General features: G+C 72.1%; 15 protein-coding genes. 6 read left to right on the top strand and 9 right to left on the bottom strand.

The features are described from left to right. Positions 1-25 precede the first annotated feature (25 nt). From KE274_RS01155 to KE274_RS01125, 7 genes are all read right to left on the bottom strand, one after another. Entirely contained in the window at positions 26-2,167 is a 2,142-nt protein-coding gene (locus KE274_RS01155; protein WP_211540168.1) for a peptidase C14, read from the bottom strand. A gap of 159 nt (positions 2,168-2,326) precedes the next feature. Next, on the bottom strand, positions 2,327-3,343 hold the full coding sequence (locus tag KE274_RS01150) for a hydroxyacid dehydrogenase (protein ID WP_211540161.1): 1,017 nt from the start codon (positions 3,341-3,343) through the stop codon (positions 2,327-2,329). Continuing rightward, the gene (locus KE274_RS01145; RefSeq protein ID WP_249185804.1) at positions 3,340-4,422 is read right to left on the bottom strand and encodes a dihydrodipicolinate synthase family protein; all 1,083 of its coding nucleotides are present in this window, start codon (positions 4,420-4,422) and stop codon (positions 3,340-3,342) included. Before KE274_RS01145 ends, KE274_RS01150 begins: the two co-directional genes overlap by 4 nt. Continuing rightward, the gene (locus KE274_RS01140; protein WP_211540159.1) at positions 4,422-5,456 is read right to left on the bottom strand and encodes an NAD-dependent epimerase/dehydratase family protein; all 1,035 of its coding nucleotides are present in this window, start codon (positions 5,454-5,456) and stop codon (positions 4,422-4,424) included. The genes KE274_RS01145 and KE274_RS01140 overlap by 1 nt, the downstream gene beginning before the upstream one ends. A gap of 20 nt (positions 5,457-5,476) precedes the next feature. Further along, positions 5,477-6,382, bottom strand: a complete 906-nt coding sequence (locus KE274_RS01135) for a carbohydrate ABC transporter permease (RefSeq protein ID WP_211540157.1) — start codon at positions 6,380-6,382, stop codon at positions 5,477-5,479. Next, the gene (locus KE274_RS01130) at positions 6,379-7,284 is read right to left on the bottom strand and encodes a carbohydrate ABC transporter permease (protein ID WP_211540156.1); all 906 of its coding nucleotides are present in this window, start codon (positions 7,282-7,284) and stop codon (positions 6,379-6,381) included. The genes KE274_RS01135 and KE274_RS01130 overlap by 4 nt, the downstream gene beginning before the upstream one ends. A 68-nt stretch (positions 7,285-7,352) precedes the next feature. Next, positions 7,353-8,594, bottom strand: a complete 1,242-nt coding sequence (locus tag KE274_RS01125) for an ABC transporter substrate-binding protein (protein ID WP_211540154.1) — start codon at positions 8,592-8,594, stop codon at positions 7,353-7,355. Positions 8,595-8,782: 188 nt separating this feature from the next. On the opposite strand from KE274_RS01125, the gene KE274_RS01120 reads away from it, so the two are divergent. The 5 genes from KE274_RS01120 (at position 8,783) to KE274_RS01100 (ending at position 14,190) form a co-directional block, all read left to right on the top strand. Continuing rightward, positions 8,783-9,952, top strand: coding sequence for an ROK family protein (locus KE274_RS01120; RefSeq protein WP_211540152.1), 1,170 nt, complete (start codon positions 8,783-8,785; stop codon positions 9,950-9,952). Continuing rightward, positions 9,949-10,980 (top strand): Gfo/Idh/MocA family protein, encoded by a 1,032-nt coding sequence (locus KE274_RS01115; RefSeq protein ID WP_211540144.1) that lies wholly within the window; start codon positions 9,949-9,951, stop codon positions 10,978-10,980. Before KE274_RS01120 ends, KE274_RS01115 begins: the two co-directional genes overlap by 4 nt. Continuing rightward, a complete protein-coding gene (locus tag KE274_RS01110; protein ID WP_211540142.1) occupies positions 10,977-12,002 on the top strand; it encodes a Gfo/Idh/MocA family protein in 1,026 nt (341 codons plus the stop codon). Before KE274_RS01115 ends, KE274_RS01110 begins: the two co-directional genes overlap by 4 nt. A gap of 64 nt (positions 12,003-12,066) precedes the next feature. Beyond that, positions 12,067-12,861, top strand: coding sequence for an SDR family NAD(P)-dependent oxidoreductase (locus KE274_RS01105; RefSeq protein WP_211540135.1), 795 nt, complete (start codon positions 12,067-12,069; stop codon positions 12,859-12,861). A gap of 324 nt (positions 12,862-13,185) precedes the next feature. Then, on the top strand, positions 13,186-14,190 hold the full coding sequence (locus tag KE274_RS01100; protein WP_136030501.1) for a magnesium and cobalt transport protein CorA: 1,005 nt from the start codon (positions 13,186-13,188) through the stop codon (positions 14,188-14,190). Positions 14,191-14,276: 86 nt separating this feature from the next. On the opposite strand, the gene KE274_RS01095 is transcribed toward KE274_RS01100, so the two are convergent. Further along, positions 14,277-14,804 (bottom strand): cytochrome C5, encoded by a 528-nt coding sequence (locus KE274_RS01095; protein ID WP_211540133.1) that lies wholly within the window; start codon positions 14,802-14,804, stop codon positions 14,277-14,279. Positions 14,805-14,858: 54 nt separating this feature from the next. On the opposite strand from KE274_RS01095, the gene KE274_RS01090 reads away from it, so the two are divergent. Then, positions 14,859-15,590 (top strand): SGNH/GDSL hydrolase family protein, encoded by a 732-nt coding sequence (locus KE274_RS01090; RefSeq protein WP_211540131.1) that lies wholly within the window; start codon positions 14,859-14,861, stop codon positions 15,588-15,590. On the opposite strand, the gene KE274_RS01085 is transcribed toward KE274_RS01090, so the two are convergent. Continuing rightward, on the bottom strand, positions 15,580-16,596 hold the full coding sequence (locus KE274_RS01085) for a lactonase family protein (RefSeq protein ID WP_211540129.1): 1,017 nt from the start codon (positions 16,594-16,596) through the stop codon (positions 15,580-15,582). The genes KE274_RS01090 and KE274_RS01085 overlap by 11 nt on opposite strands. Positions 16,597-16,723: the final 127 nt, after the last annotated feature.

Raw genomic sequence — 16,723 nt, 5'->3', positions numbered from 1 at the left:
CCGCCCGCCCTCCCGCGTCCCGAGGTCACACCCGCACGTTGGCCGTGTCGACGACGCGGTCGCCCGCCTCGGGGAACGCCGCCCGCGTCACGCCCGCCTCCACGTTCCCGGTGTGCAGCAGCGTCGACTCGCCACCGAACGCGTCGGCCCCGAGCTCGAGCGTGCCGCCCTCGAAGCGGTTGCCCACCGCGCGGTAGTGCGTCGCGCCCGAGGTGACGGAGACGTGCGTCGTGTCGCCGCGGAAGGTGCTGTCGCTCAGGGTCACGTGCAGCTCGCCCTTCCCCGTGCGCGCGATCCCCGTGCCGCCCTTCGCGGAGACGTCCGCACCGGCGAACTCGATCGCCTGCCGCTCGCCGCTCGCCGCCGCGACGCGCACGTTGCGCAGGGTCGCGCCCTCGAAGCGGAGCCGCTCGGACGACGAGGCGAGCGGAGCCGAGTCCTCCGCCGCGGTGAGCGTCGAACCACGGAACGTGACCGCGCCGGCGCCACCGATCTTCACGCCGCCGACGTTGGTGAGCACGGTGTCGACGAACGTCACCGGGGTCGTCACGGTCGCGTTCGTGAGGTCGCCCGGCGCCACGAACGTGAAGTGCGAGTCGGCGATCACGGTCGGCCTGGCCGAGTTGTCCGACGCCTGCGTGATGATCAGGGTGTCCGACGCCGTGCAGCCGCGCAGCTGCGCGCCGTCCGCATTGATCCACAGCATGCCGGAGCCCGACAGCGACGGCTTCCCGATCACCTGCACGTCCTCCAGCGTCAGGTCGGTGATGCGCACGCGCGCCACGAACCACGAGCACACGTGCTTGCGCACCGTGATGCGCTTCGCGGCGGAACCCCACGCGGCACCCGAGTTCGCGAACGTCATCAGCCCCGAGTTCCCGGTGTAGGTGAGGTCGTGCTCGTACTGGCCGTGCGTCACGAACGGCCCCTGGTCGTCGCCGTCGCCGTGGCAGTTCTCCACCAGGCAGTAGGCGCTGGCGGTGAAGTCGTTGAGGTGCCGCGCGTTCGCCGTGTGGCAGTTGGCGACGTAGCCGTACAGGCAGTAGATCTGCTGCGTGAGGTAGCCCGCGCCGCCCCACGTGACCGAGGTCGGGTTCTTCAGCGTGCAGCTCTCGGTGGAGAAGTACGTGTTCCACCGGCGCTGGATCAGCGGCCAGAACGTCGCCGTGCCGTCGATGTGATCCACATCGCAGCGCACCGCGTACTCGAACGCGAGCGGGTGCGACCCGGTGTACTCGTCGGTCCCGCCGCCGAGGAACTTCAGGTTCGACACCCGCACGTCCTGCACCGGCTTCACGTGCCGCCACGTCATGGTGCGGTCCTTGCCGAGCGGCCAGCCGTTCTTGTAGTTCACGCGGATGTGCGTGCCGTCGACGATCTGGGTCACCTGCACCAGCCGCTGCAGCTCGCGCTCCCACCGGCCCGACAGGGCGTTCACCTCGGCCGCATACCACTCGCCCACCGCGAAGAACGAGGAATCGGCCACCGGGAAGACGTCGGCGAGATCCGGCACGTTCTCGCCGAGCTTCGCCTCCTGCACCGCCTCGGTCACCTCGCCGCGGAAGAACATGACCGCCGCGAACGGGTCGTCCTTCCCGGCGTTCTCGATGCCCTGCGTGGTCATCAGGTGGTTGCCGAAGTCGAACGCGATGTTCGACCGGGAGAAGCGGTGCCTGCGCACGAAGTTCAGGTCGCTGTGCGCCTCGACACGGTGGATCGCCGGGTCGCCCACCATCGCGTCGAGCGCATCGTCGGCGGGCACCGTGGCGTCGAAGATGCCGAACGCGCGGAAGTCCACCACGCCCTCGTGCACCCGCACCCACACGCCGCCCTTAGGCCCGGCCAGCACGGTGCCGCCGTTGGCCGCCGGGCCGTCCTTCTTCACGAAGCGGTAGAGCCCGCCACCACCGTCGCCCGGGGCCGCGTAGCCGCTCGTGCGCACCAGGTCGCCGTCCTTGCCCTTGCGCGCCGCGAGCGTCGCGGCCGTGCCGCCGTTCGCCACGGTCTTCGTGCCGGACGAGTCCTGCTGCGTCACGGGCCCCGCGGCCTGCGCGGAACTCGGGGCGGCAGCCGCCGCGACACCGCCGAGCGCCGCGGCGCCGAACCCCGCGAGCAGCATGCGCCTGCTGCGCAGCGCGGCGGTGTCCGTCATCTCCTGCTGGGTCATGCTCAACCTCCTTGCGGCGACGTCGCCGCGGTCAGGCGTCCGGCCGTGCGGCCGATCCGCGTCCTCCCTCGAGTCCCCCGACCCCAGCACCCCGGGCTCCCACCCGGGCGCTTCCCCGCGTCCGCGTGGACCGGGTCGCTCCGGCCGCGGACGCCGCGGTCATGCCATCGACGCCAGCCGTGCGCGATCGATCGTGTGCGCGAGCGGCCGACCGCCGAGGAACGCCTCGACCTCGTCCGCCACGATCCGCCCCTGGCGCCGTCGCCCCTCGTGCGTACCCGCGGCGCGGTGCGGCGTCGCGAGCACACCGGGCAGCGTGCGGAACGGGTGGCCGGCGTCGAACGGCTCCTCGTCGAACACGTCCACCGCGGCGCTCAGGCGCCCCGCACGGACCTCGTCGATCAGGGCCGCCTCGTCGACCAGCCACGAGCGCGCCGTGTTGACCAGCCCCGCGCCGTCGGGCAGGAGCGCCAGCTCCCTGCGGCCGATCAGGTGATGCGTCTCGGGCAGGGTCGGCGCGTGCACCGCCACGATGCGGGCGCGGCGCAGGGCCTCGTCGAGCGGCAGCAGCTCCGCGCCGAGCGCAGCGGCCTCCGCCGGGTCGAGCGTCGGGTCCACCAGCAGCGGCTCCGCGCCCAGCGCCGCGATCAGCGGCAGGTACGCGCGACCCGTGCGCGACGCCCCGATCACCGCGATCGGCGCCCCGAGGATCTCGTGCTGCGTGCCCACGGCGTCGGCGTCGTACCACCCGCCGGCGCGCAGCCCGTGGGACAGCTCGGGCAGCCGGTGCAGCAGCGCGAGCGTGAACGCCAGCGACACCTCCGCGACCGGGCGGGCCATCGCGTCGCCCGCCTGGGTCACCGCCACCCCGCGGTCGAACAGGTCGTCCGTCACGAACGCCTTGACCGACGCCCCCGTGTGCGCCACGAGCTCCAGCGCCGGGAGCCGGGCGAGCAGGGCGGGGTCGAACGGCGGGGCACCCCAGCTCGTGATCACGACCCTGGCCTCGCGCAGCTCCGCGGGGTCGAGGTCGTCGAGCGACTCCGCCCGCACGAACCTCCCGCCGGCGGCGGCCGCGGCCCGGTGCACGCGGTCAAGGTCGGCGGCGGAGAAGAACTCCGCCGACAGCGCCTCCGGCACCGCCGCGACCACGACCGCGGGCCCCGCGGCGCTCATCGCAGCCAGTCCTCGAGGTGCGCGGCGATGAACGCGTCGTCGTTGAGGGCGGGGTACGCGCGGCGCACCCTGGCGATCTCCTCCGCCTGCCCCGGCGAGAGCCCCTCGGTCGGGTCCAGGCACCACGTGCCCTCCAGCAGACCCTGCTGGCGGAGCAGCTCGTGCACGCCCGCGATCACGCCGTGGAAGTCGTTGCCGGGGTCGAACACCGCCTGGTTCACATCGACCATGTCGGAGGCGAGCAGTCCGAGCTCGCGGTACGCCTCGGCGTCGCCGTCCATCGCCTGCCTTGCGCGCTCCAGCAGCGCCACCGCCGCCCGCGTTCCCACCGCCCACTGACCGAGCAGCCCGCCGACGAACCGCAGCGTGCGCGGGCCAGACGGGGAGTCGACGTGGAACTCCGACAGCAGGTCGGCGACGATCGCGTCGTCGTTGCCCGTGTACAGGGCGATGTCGTCGGCGCGGCCGGACGCCGCCACCCCGCGCACCAGCTCCAGCGTGCGGTAGCGGTCGAACGGGGCGGCCTTCACCGCCACCACCGACGGGATCGACGCGAACTCGCGCCAGAAGTCGCGCCCCAGCACGGGTCCGCCGATCGCGGACTGCAGGTAGAAGCCCACAACGGGCAGCACCTCGCCGACGGCGCGGGCGCGTTCGAGCAGGGCACGCTCGTCGGCGCCCGCGACGCGGGGACTCACCAGCACGGCGTCGTAGCCGAGCCCGCGCGCGAGCTCGGCCTCCGCCACCGCCTGCGCCGTGCCGCCCGCCACACCGGCGATGCGCACGACATCGGCACCCGCGCGGGCGTCCAGCTCCTCCGCGGCGAGCGCGAGCACGGGCTCGAACAGGGCGTGCTCCGGGTCGCGGATCTCGAACTGGGTCGTGTGCACCCCGACCGCGATGCCACCGGCGCCCGCGTCGAGGTAGTAGCGCGTGAGGGCCCGCTGCCGGCGCTCGTCGAGCGTGCGGTCGGCGGTCAGCGCGAGCGGGTGCGCGGGGATCACGGCACCGCGGGCGAGCGTGGCCGCAGCCTCGGGGCGCAGTGCGGGGACGGTCGCGGTGTCGGCGGACGACGGCATCAGAACTTCCCGTCCCGCACGGCCCACTTGGTGGGCTTGGCGATCATGGGCAGTCCGGCGTCGATCCACGCGGCCTGCATCCGGATCAGCTCCTCGGCCGACACGGACGGGTAGCCGAACAGGGCCATGCACCGGCGGGCGTCGCTGAGCAGCGCGGTCGGCTGCGGTTCCTCGACGATCGTGACCTCGCGGTCGAACAGGGCGCCGAAGCCGCGGGCGACCGACTCCACGCTCAGCAGTTCCGGTCCGGTGAGGTTGATCGTGAACGGCGCGGTGGACGCGTGCCCGAGGCTGCGCAGCACGACCTCGTTCGCGTAGCCCTGCCAGATGACGTTGACGTTGGCGGTCGCGACGGACACGGGCTCGCCCGCGTGCACGGCCGTGCCGATGTCGGCCAGCACGCCGTAGCGCAGGTCGACCGCGTAGTTGAGGCGGATGATTGCGACCCGCGTGCCGCGCTCCTGCGCCCCGAACTCGAACACGCGCTCGCGCCCGAGGCACGACTGGGCGTACTCGCCGATCGGCGCCGGGGTCACGTCCTCCGATGCGCCGCCCGACGAGGCGGGCACGAACGGGTACACGTTGCCGGTGGAGAGCACGGCGATCGCGCTGTCGCGGTAGCGGCGGGCCACGCGGTCGGGCAGCGCGGCGTTGACCTCCCACGCCCACGAGGCGTTGGTCGCGGCACCGAACTTCGCGCCGACCATGAACACCACGTTGGGGGCGTCGGGCAGCGTGGAGAAGTCGTCGTTCTCGATCAGGTCGAACGGCACGACGGTCACTCCGGCGGCCTCCAGCCGTTCCCGGATCGCCGCGTCGCCGAAGCGCGACACCGCGTACACGGCGTCGTCCTTCCGGCCGGCGGCGTCCATCCCGCGGCGCGCGAGCATCGCGAGCGTCGGGCCCATCTTGCCCCCGGCGCCGAGGATCACGAGGTCGCCCGATCCGCGCGCCAGGTCGGCCACGAGCGCGTCGCTCGGGGTGGCCAGGGTCTCTTCGAGCTCGGCCTCGGAGGCGAAGCTGTGCTGAGTCATGTGGTGCTCTTCCCTTCTTCTCAGCCCTTGATCCCGGTGCCGGTCACGCCCTCCTGCACGTACCGCTGGGCGATGAGGTACGCGAGGAAGATGGGCAGCAGCGCCACCACGGAGCCGGCGAGCATGGTGCTGAGCGGCACGTTCTGCTGCTGCAGCGAGGAGATGCCCACGGTGAGCGTGAACATCGAGTTGGACTTGGCGATGATGAGCGGCCACAGGAAGTCGTTCCAGTGCCACAGGAACACGAAGATGCCGAGGGTCGCGAGGATCGGCTTGCACAGCGGCAGCACGATCCGCAGGAAGATGCGGAACTCGCCGGCACCGTCGATGCGGGCCGCCTCGAACAGCTCGTCCGGCAGGCCCTGGATGAACTGCCGCATCAGGAACACGGCCTGCGCGTTCGCGAGCGTCGGCAGGATGAGGCCCCAGTAGGTGTCGATGCCGCCGAGGTTCGCCATCAGGATGAACGTGGGAATCAGGGTGACGTGGAACGGCACCATCACCATCGCCAGGAACGACCAGAACATGACCTCCTTGCCGCGGAAGCGCTTCTTGGCGAACGCGTACCCGGCGAGGGCGGACAGGAACAGCACGGCCACGACCGACACGAGCGAGTAGACGAGCGTGTTGAACAGCCAGCCGAGGATGTTCTGCCCGCCGAGCACCTGCGCGTAGGAGTCGAACGAGATGTCGGTCCACGGCAGCAGCGAGCCGGGAAGCTCCACGACCATGCCGGGCTTCAGGCTCAGCACGACCATCGCGTAGAACGGGAAGAAGCTGAGAATGCCCGCGATGCTCAGCCAGACCCACCGCACGACCACACCCCACCCGGTGGGCTCCAGCGCGCGGAACGAACGGCGCTTGCGGGGCGCGGGCGCCGGGGCGGGCGGGGCGGTCTGCGTCGGCGGCTGCAGGAGGGCGGTCATTTCTGCTTTCCGATCACGAGGCGCTGGATGAGGGCGACCACGAGGGTCATGATGAACAGGGCCACACCGACGGCGGCCGCGTAGCCGTAGTCGAAGTAGCGGAAGCCCTGGTCGTACAGCAGGTAGACGAGCGAGTAGCTGGCGTTCGCGGGTCCGCCCTGAGTCATCACGTAGATCACGTCGAACACCTGGAAGGCGGCGGTCGTCTCGATCACCGCGAGGAAGAAGAACGTGGGCCGCAGGTGGGGGAGGATGATCCACCGGAACCGCTGCCAGGCGTTCGCGCCGTCCACCAGCGCGGCCTCCTCGAGCTCGCGCGGCACGTCCTGCAGCGCGGCGATGAGGATCATCATCCCGTAGCCGAACCGCGACCACACGCCCACCACGACGATCGCGGGGATCACCAGCACGGTGCTGCCGAGCCACGAGCCGCCGAGGCCGAGCGGGGTCATCAGCGCCGACCACGGGCCGTTGGCGGAGAAGATCCACACGAAGATCGAGCCGGCGAGCACCAGCGAGGTGATCACGGGCAGGAAGAAGATGGAGCGGAAGAACCGCGCGCCGCGGAACGCCCGCCGCACGCCGAGGGCCATCACGGTCGACAGCACGAGCGCGATCGGCACGGCCAGCACGGTGTAGATGACGGTGGTGCCCAGTGCCCGCCAGAACAGCGGGTCGGCGATCAGCCGCTGGAAGTGGTCGAGACCGCGCCACGCGATCTCGCCGGAGATGTCGTAGTCGAAGAAGCTCAGCGCCACGCCCGCGATGCTGGGGCCGAAGCGGAAGGCGATGAACAGCAGGAAGGCGGGCAGCACGAACAGGAACGCGATGCGCGCTTCCCGCCGGGCGAGCACCCGGGCGACGCGCCCTGCGGGTGTGGGTGCCGTGGTGGCCGTCGTCATTGTCGTTTCCTCACGTCGGGGGCGGGGAGGAGGGGGCGTGCGGCGGGTGACCGCACGCCCCCGTCGCCTCACTTCTGCAGCAGCGGGGCTGCGGCGGCCGCGGCGTCCTTCAGGGCGTCGGCGGGCGACTTCTGGCCGAGCAGGGCGGCCTGGATCTCGGGCGACAGCACGCCCATCAGGGCACGCGAGCTGGCGTCGAGCTGGCCCACGGTGGTGTCGGGCACGTACTTCTCGACCTCGCCGAGCAGCGGGTCGTCGGCGTACAGCGGCTCGGTGGTGCTGAGCGCGGAGAAGAAGCCGGCGGCCTTCAGGTACGGCTCGACCACGTCGGCGCCGGTGGCGTACTCGGCGAACGCCGCGGCGGCGTCCTTGGCCTTCGAACCCTTGAGCACCGAGAGCGAGCCGACCGTGCCGTAGGCGACGGACTCCTTGTCGGTGAGCGGTGCGAGCACCTTCACGTTCTCCTCGCCCCAGAACGGCGCCACCTCGGTGACGGCGTTGTTCCAGGTGCAGGCGACCTTGCCCTGGGCGATCGCGGTCTGCTCGAGCGGCACGTTGGTGGTGAGCGCCTCGGGGTCGAGCGCGCCCTCCTCGGCCAGGTCGGTCAGGAACGTGAGCGCCTTCTCGCCGGCCTTGCTGTCGAAGCCGACCTCGCCGTCCTCGGTGTAGACCTCGCCGCCCGCCTGCCACAGCAGCGGGTAGTAGGTGAGGTTGAGGGTGTTCTCGGCGGAGGCGGGGTAGTTGAGGGCGTACATACCCTTCTCGACGAACGCGGGGGCCATCTCGGCGACGTCGTCCCACGTCTCCGGGTATTCGGTCACGCCCGCGGCCTCGAACGCGGCCGCGTTGCAGATGAGGGGCTGCGCGCTGGTGAGGATGGGGGCGCCGAGGATGTCGCCGCCGATCGTGACCGACTCCTTCACGTTGGGCAGCAGGTCGCCCTGGCGCTCCTCGCTCAGCAGGTCGTTCAGCGGGGCGATCGACTTCTGGTACGCCGCGAGCTGATCGGGGATGAGGTAGACGACGTCGGGGCCCTTGCCCGCGGCGATCGCGGTCTGGAGGGCTTCGTCGCGGTTCGCCCACGGGAAGATCTCGTACGTCACGTTGACGTTCTCGTTCTCCTCCTCGAACGCCTCGATGGTCGAGTCCCAGAAGTCCTTGTGCACCGCCTCGTCGGCGATGACCGGGTAGAGCCAGACCGTGATGTCCTGCTCGCCCTCTGCGGTGGTGCCTCCGCCGGCCGAACATCCGGCCAACAGGGTGGCGGCCGCGACTCCCGCGACGACGCCGGTGATCTTGCTGACGCGCATGGTGCTCCTTTGCGTAAACCGTGCTGAGTACGGTTCATTATGACATTGGGCTGGGATAATTCGTCAAGTACAAGTTCGCAGACGCATGTTTCCAGCGTGTTTCTCGATCATCAACGCCAAAACACGATGTGAGAACCGGGTGTGCTAATTTGATCGCACCAACGACGGGGACGAAGGAGGCACCGCACATGGGCGTGACGAGTCCGCTGTCGATCGTGGCGCGCTGCGCCCTCCAGCTGCGCGACACCGGCCCCGCCACCGTGAGCGATCTCTCGCGCTCGCTGGAGGTCTCGCGCACCTCGGTCGAGAACGCGGTGACCGTGTTGAGCGACTCCGGGCTGCTGGTCGACGCCCCCGCACAGAACGCCGGAGGCGCCGGACGGCCCGCCCGCCGCTACGCGTTCCACGCCGCCGCCGGGACCGTGGTCGGCATCGACATCGGGGTCGCGAGCGTGCGGGTCGTGCTGTCCGACCTCGCCGGGGTCGTGATCGCCCAGCGCACCTTCCCCGGCGTCTCCGCGCAGCCCGACGGTGCCGCCAAGCTCGCCGCCGTCCTCTCCCACGCCCGCGGCACGCTCGCCGCCGCGGGCATCGCCGCCTCGCAGGTGCGCGCCGTCGGCGTCTCCCTGCCCGGCCTCGTCGACGACGCCGGGCGCGTGACCACCTCTGTCGTGATCCCGGAGTGGTCGGGGATCGACATCGGGGCGCAGCTGCGGCAGGCGTTCGGCTGCCCGGTCGCAGTGGACAACGGCGTGCGCCTCGCCGCGGTCGCGGAACACCACCTCGGGGTCGCGCAGCTCGTCGACGACGTGATCTACCTGTCGGTCGGCAACCGCATCGCGATGGGCCTCATCCTCGGCGGCCGGCCCCGCCGCGGCATCCACAACGCTGCGGGCGACATCGGCCGCCTGGCCTTCCGCGGCCTCAACAGCGAGACCGGGCAGATCCCCTGGCGCACGGCCCCCACCGCGGCCGAGGTGTTCGCGCTCGCCCGGGAGGGCGACCGGGCCGCACAGGACGAGTTGGACGCCTTCATCGACGAGCTGGCACACGGCATCGCGACCCTGATCATGACGGTCGACCCGGCCATGGTCGTGATCGGCGGTGGACTGTCGGCCGCGCACGAGCAGCTGCTCGACCCCCTGCGGGCCGCCCTGCCCGGACACCTCGGGCTCCCCTTCCAGGTGCCCGTCGCCGAGGCCCGCCTCGGCGCCGAGGCCGCCGCGCACGGAGCGGTCGTGCACGCATTCCAGCGCCACCCCGCCGAGATCTCCGGCATCGACGACATGCCTGCCCCACCCATCACCCCCCTGCCGCACGAGCCCGCCACCGGCGACGACACCGAGGAGAAGCAGTGAGCACGTTGACAGTCGGACTCATCGGCGCGGGCGGCATCTCCCGCGTGCACGCCGACGCCTGGCGCGCACTGGGCGTGCGGGGCTACGTGACCTCGCTCGACGGGGCCGAGGAGATCGCCGCGGAGTACGGCTTCGAGGTGGTCGACGGGGTGGACGCCCTGATCGAGCGGGTGGACCTGGTCGACATCGTCACCCCCAGCAGCACGCACGCCGACTTCGCGCTGCGCGCCATCGCCCGCGGCCGCGACGTGATCTGCGAGAAGCCGCTCGCCGCCACCGCGGAGGCCGCCGCCGACGTGACCGCGGCCGCCGCCCGGGCGGGTGTCCGCCTGTTCCCCGCACACGTCGTGCGCTACATGGGCGAGTACGCGCAGATCAAGGCCGGCATCGACGCGGGACGCATCGGCACGCTCGCCGTGCAACGGTTCAGCCGCGCGGGCTCCGCACCGCAGACCGGGTGGTTCTTCTCCGAGCGGGCGGGCGGGGGCGTGATCCGCGACCTCATGATCCACGACATCGACCAGGCGCTCTGGTTCGCCGGACCGGTCGACAGCGTCTACGCGGTGCAGAACCCGCCGACCGTGGACGACCGCGTGCCCGCACCGGTCACCGCGCACGTCGTGCTCACCCACCGCAACGGCGTGCTCAGCCACCTGCACGCGAGCTGGGTGCAGCCGGGCATGCCGTTCCGCACGAGCGTCGAGGTCGCGGGCTCGGAGGGCCGCCTGCGCTACGACAGCGCCGAGGACGCCACGCTGCGCACCGACGCCGTCGTGCCGGAGGGCGACGCCGACTACCTGCCGCCGATGTCGCCCGAGGAGAGCCCGTACTACGCCGAGATCGCCGACTTCGTGTCGGCCATCCGCGAGGGTCGCGACGCCCGCGTGACCCCGGCCGACGGGATTGCCGCGGTCGCCGTGGCCGAAGCCGCCTACGCCTCCATCGCGCGCGGCGCCGCCGTGTCGCTCGCCGAGACCCCCGGCGCCGCCCACGCGGCCACCGCCCCGACCGAGGAGGTCGCCCGATGACCGCTCCCGCCCCGCTGCGCATCGCGGTGCTGTCGTTCGCGCACACGCACGCCCTCAGCTACGTGCACGCGCTGCGTGACCTGCCGGGCGTCGAGCTCCTCACCGCCGACCCCGACGGCGCCGCCGCCCCGGACGACGCCCCCCGCGGTGCCGCGCTGGCCGCCGAGCTCGGCGTCGCCTACGTCGACAGCTACGACGAGGCGTTCGCGTGGCGGCCGGACGCGGTCGTGATCGCGGCGGAGAACTCCCGCCACCGCGCCCTCGTCGAGCGCGCGGCCGCGGAGGGCGTGCACGTGCTGTGCGAGAAGCCCCTGGCCACTACGACCGAGGATGCGGTCGCCATGCGCGACGCGTGCGCCGCGGCCGGCGTGATCCTGATGGTCGCGTATCCGGTGCGGTTCGCGCCCGCGGTGCGCGACGCGATCGCCGAGCTCCGCAGCGGACGGCTCGGGCGCATCCTGGGCGTCACCGGCATCAACAACGGCAAGCTGCCGCAGGACAGGGCGTGGTTCACCGATCCGGAACTGGCCGGCGGCGGCGCCCTGGTCGATCACGTGGTGCACTGCGCCGACCTGCTCGACGAGCTGCTGGGCGAGCGGGCCGCGTCGGTGCGCGCGGTGTCGAACCGGGTGCTGCACGCGCAGCGCGACCTCGCGGTCGAGACCGGCGGCCTGGTCACTGTGCAGTACCCCAGTGGCGTGGTGGCAACGATCGACTGCTCCTGGAGCTGGCCGCTGAGCTCTGCCACGTGGGGCGGCCTCACGCTGCAGGTGGTCGCCGAGCGCGGCACGGTCACCGTGAGCCCGTTCGCGAAGGGTGTCGCCGGGCACGACGCACACGGCGAGACCTGGACCCCGGTGGGCGCCGACCTCGACGCCCTGCTGCTGGAGGAGTTCGTGCGGGCCGTCCGCGAGGGACGCCAGCCGCAGCCCGACGCCGGAGTGGGCATCCGCACGGTCGAGATCGTGAAGGCCGCGCAGGCGTCGGCCGCACGCGACGGCGAGGTCGTGCACCTCTCCTGACGCGGGCATGGATCGGGGCGTGGGACTGTTGCAGCAGACAGCACCCGACACGGAGGAGAACCCCATGCGCATCGATCTCACCGGAAAGACCGCCCTCGTCACCGGCTCCACGCAGGGCATCGGCCGCGCGATCGCCACGACCCTCGCCGACGCGGGAGCCCGCGTGGCGGTGAACGGCCGCAACGCGGACACGGTCGCGGCGGTGATCGCCGAGCTGCGGGAGGAGAATCCCGAGCGCTCGCTCGTTCCCGCCGCGGGCGACGTCACCACGGAGGACGGCGCCGCGACCGTGCTCGCCGCCACGGGAGACGTGGACGTGCTGGTGAACAACCTCGGCATCTTCGGCGCGACCCCCGCGCTCGACATCTCCGACGACGAGTGGCGCCGGTACTTCGACGTGAACGTGCTGGCCGCCGTGCGGCTCATCCGCGCCACGCTGCCGGGCATGATGGCGCGCGGCTGGGGTCGCGTGCTCGACATCGCGAGCGACTCCGCGGTCGTGATCCCGGCGGAGATGATTCACTACGGCATGTCGAAGACCGCGCTGCTGGCGGTGTCGCGCGGATTCGCGAAGGAGGCGGCCGGCACCGGCGTGACCGTGAACTCGGTGCTCGCCGGCCCGACGCACACGGGCGGCGTGGAGGACTTCGTGTACTCCCTCGTGGACCAGGAGCTGCCGTGGGACGAGGCGCAGCGCGAGTTCATGCGCCTGCACCGCCCGCAGTCGCTGCTGCAGCGGCTGATCGAACCGGAGGAGATCGCGAACATGGTCGCGTACCTCGCGTCGCCGCTCGCCTCGGCCACGACGGGCGCGGCGGTGCGGGTCGACGGCGGCTACATCGACGCGATCGTCCCCTGAGACCCGTCGTCTCGCCGGTGCTCGCTCAGGCACCACCCCGGTTCCTGAGCGAGCGGAGCGAGACGGAGGACCCGTCCAGGCGAGGGGAGTATGCTGGCTCGTCGGGTCGTGCGACCCCCGAGTGCGCGAAAGGCGGTGATGGCGATGTCCGACGATAGTAACGACGCCGCCTTCGCTGCGTCGCGACTCCCTGCGCTCACGCGTTGACCCACCGGTCCGCGTCCGCACGTCCTGTTCCGCAGCCGTCGGCGGCGTCTCCCGCCCCCTGACGAATCCGCGCACGGAGCTGCCGCTGCCGTGCGCCCGCGAGAACGGAGCCGCATCATGGCGCTCATCGACAACGGCGTGTACGTCCACGGACGTCGCGTGGAGACCCCGAGGAACCTGGACGAGACCTACCGCATGCTCGATGCGGCGGGCGGCATCGCGTGGATCGGCCTGTACCGCCCCAGCCCGGCGGAGGTCGAGTCGGTCGCGCGCGAGTTCGACCTGCATCCCCTCGCCGTGGAGGATGCGCTGTCCGGTCACCAGCGCTCGAAGGTGGAGCGCTACGGCGACACCCTGTTCGCGGTGCTGCGTCCCGCCCGCTACCGCGACAAGGAGGAGTCGATCGAGTTCGGCGAGCTGCACCTGTTCGTCGGTCCCGACTTCGTGGTGACGATCCGTCACGCCGAGTCGCCCAACCTCGCGGCGGTGCGCTCGCGCATGGAGGCGAACCCCGAGCTGCTGGCGATGGGCCCCGAAGCGGTGCTGTATGCGATCCTCGACGAGGTGGTGGACGGCTACGAGCCGATCGTGGCCGGTCTGCTCAACGACATCGACGAGATCGAGGACCAGCTGTTCGGCGACGGTGCGGACGACAGCGCCCTGTCGCGGCGCATCTACGAGCTGTCGCGCGAGGTGATCAACTTCCAGCGCGCGGTGCACCCGCTGAGCGGGATGCTGGAGTGGCTGCGGCGGGGGTCGGAGAAGTACCGCATCGACGAGGAGCTGCAGCGGTCGCTGCGCGACGTGCTCGACCACACGATCCGCGTGAACGAGCGGGTGGACTCGTTCCGGGCGATCCTGGAGAACGCCCTCACGGTGCACTCGGCCCTGGTCGCGCGGCGGCAGACCGAGGCGGGCCTGGCGCAGAACGACGAGATCAAGAAGATCTCCTCGTGGGCGGCGATCATCTTCGCCCCCACGCTCGTCGGCACGGTGTACGGCATGAACTTCGACGTGATGCCGGAGCTGCACTGGGCATTCGGGTATCCGATGGCGATCGGCGCGATGGCCGCGTTCGCGGTGGGCCTGTACGGGGTGTTCAAGTACAAGAAGTGGCTCTGACCGCCCCTGGCGGAGGTGCGTCACTCGCCGTCACCCGCATACGTGAGCGAGACTTCTTCGCGTACTTCAAAGACCGCGGCTGAGCCTCAGTCCTCGTCGGCGCGGCTGATCTCGTCGAGCAGCTCGTCGAGGGTGTCGAACTCCACCGTCTCGGAGCCGTCGAGCTCGCGCACCTCGACACCGTCGACCTCCAGCTCCTCATCGAGCTGCACCAGGATGCGCGACTCGGGGAACTGCTTCGGGGCGACGAACGCGAGCAGCACGGCATCGGCGAACACCACGACCGAGGTGGCCTCCAGGTCGTCGCGCAGATCGATCTGCTCGATCACCGGCTCGTCGTCGACCGCGTCGTCGATGTCGGACGCGACCTCGTCGACGATCGCCCGCCACCGCGACTCGTTCACCGAGAGCACGCGCTCGAGCGTGGCCAGCAGTTCGTCCTCGTCGACCTCGTCGTGCTCGTCGAGCTCGGGATCGACGTTCACCGAGACCGTGGCGCCCGCGGCGTCGATCCCGGCGCGACCGTACACCAGGCCGTTCTCGGCCACCGGTTCGTCGAGCAGACCGGAGTCGGCGATGCGGGCGAGAAGACGGTCGAGCGCAGACGTGGTCATCCGTCCAGTCTCCCGCATCCGGGACCGCCGTGGTCGGCCGATAGGCTCGGAGCCGTGCCGAACGCCGAATCCCCCTCCCCCGCTTCCGCCGCCGCCGACCTCCAGCGCCTCACCGCCGCCCTGGCCGATCCGGCGCCGCTGAACTGGCTGATCACGGGCGACTCGATCACCCACGGGCTGGTGCACACGCAGGGCGGCCGCAGCTACCCCGAGCACCTGCACGAGCTGCTCCGCGGCGAGCTCGCCCGCGTGCGCGACATCGTCATCAACTCGGCGATCAGCGGCAACCGCGTGGTCGACATCCTCGACGACTGGGACCGCCGCGTCGCCTCCTGGAACCCCGACGTGGTCACGCTCATGATCGGCACGAACGACGTGTCGACGGGCGGCGAGCGCCCCGTGCTCACGGCCGCGGAGTACGCGGAGTCGCTGCGGGAGTTCGTACGGAGGGCCCGGGGTCTCGGTGCGGTCGTGGTGCTGCAGACGCCGCCGTCGGTCGACGGGCTCAACGCCCCGGAGCGGTCGCGCATCGGCGAGTTCGCGGAGGCCGTGCGCGCCGTCGCCGCGGAGGAGGACGTGCTCCTGGTCGACCAGCACGCCCGCTACGCCGAGCTGGGCAACGGCGGCGTGCCGTGGGGGCTGATGGGCGACCCGTTCCACCCGAACGCCGCCGGTCACGCGGCGCTCGCGCTCGAGCTCGCCCGCACCCTGGGCCTGACCCCCGCGGGCAGCCGCACGCTGCCGCTGCTGGAGGCGCAGGTGGGCGCCGCGCGGCTCAACGGCTGAGCAGCGGCGGCAGCTCCTCGATCCACATCGCCCCGGGGACGCGCGTGCGCGCGGCCACGCGACCGGTCGGCACCCCGTCGTCGAGCGGCAGCGCCACGACCGCGCCGTCGCCGGAGTGCACCGCGAGCAGGTGATCGCCCGCGCGCACGAGGTGCTCCGGGCTCACGCCGCCGCTGGGCGTCTCGGCCACGCGCACCAGGCGGTCGCCCTTCACGCGGGCGGTCAGCACGGTGTCGGCACCCCGGTTCGCGAGATGCACCAGATCGCGGGCGGCATCGTGCACCACGGCACTGGGAGCGTTCGACCCGCGGGGGCCGTGCGTGGTCGCGGGCAGCACGTCGAGCACCCGGCCCTGCTCGAGCGAGGCGAGCACGAGCGTGGACGCGAGCTCGCCCGACACCGCGAGCCGCCCGCCGCCGAGGTCGACGGCGTGCCGCGGACCGGTGCCGCCGGGGAACGCCAGCCTCGTCCGCTCCGCGAGCGAGGTGTCGTCGAGGAGGCGCAGCACGTCGGCGCCGAGGTCGACCACGCCGAGGCCCGCGGCGAGCGCGAGGGCGTCGTGCGCGTGCGGCCCGTCCTGCCGCTCGGGGTCGGGGCCGCCGCCCGTGAACGCAGCCGTGCGCACGGGGGCGGCGAAGCGACCGTCGGGGTGAAGCGGCACCACGGCGAGAGCACCGTTGCCATAGCCCGGGATCAGCAGCCGCCCGCCACGCAGATCGAGGCGCACGCGGCACGGCAGCGCGACGCCCGGCAGCGCCAGCGACTCCGCGCGACGCCACTCCCGCGGCTCGCCGGGGTCGCGCGTCAGCCGGTGCACCGCGCCGTGCGGGGTGAGCGAGGCCACATAGAGCGATCCGGACGGGTGGGCGGCCAGCGCGAACGCCCGGTCGAGCGCGACCGCGGACGGGTGCGCGTCCCACCGCCCGGCCTCGGGGTGCCACGACAGCGTCCACACCGCGGGGTGCTCCGCCATGGCGCACACCGCGAACTCGCGCGATCCGGTCATGCCGCCCCTTCCGCCGCTGCTCGATCCGTCCCCTCCACTATGGCGTGCGGCGGCGGCGCCGCTCCTCACGCCGAGCGGGTGAGAGGTGCTGGACGCGCGCGGTCGCACACCAGTATGTTGACGCCAG

It is taken from the genome of Microbacterium paraoxydans (genome assembly GCF_018224615.1).
GTDB lineage: Bacteria > Actinomycetota > Actinomycetes > Actinomycetales > Microbacteriaceae > Microbacterium > Microbacterium paraoxydans_B.
The sequence above is the reverse complement of the archived record's forward strand: the minus strand, read 5'-3'. Positions and strand labels throughout refer to the sequence as shown.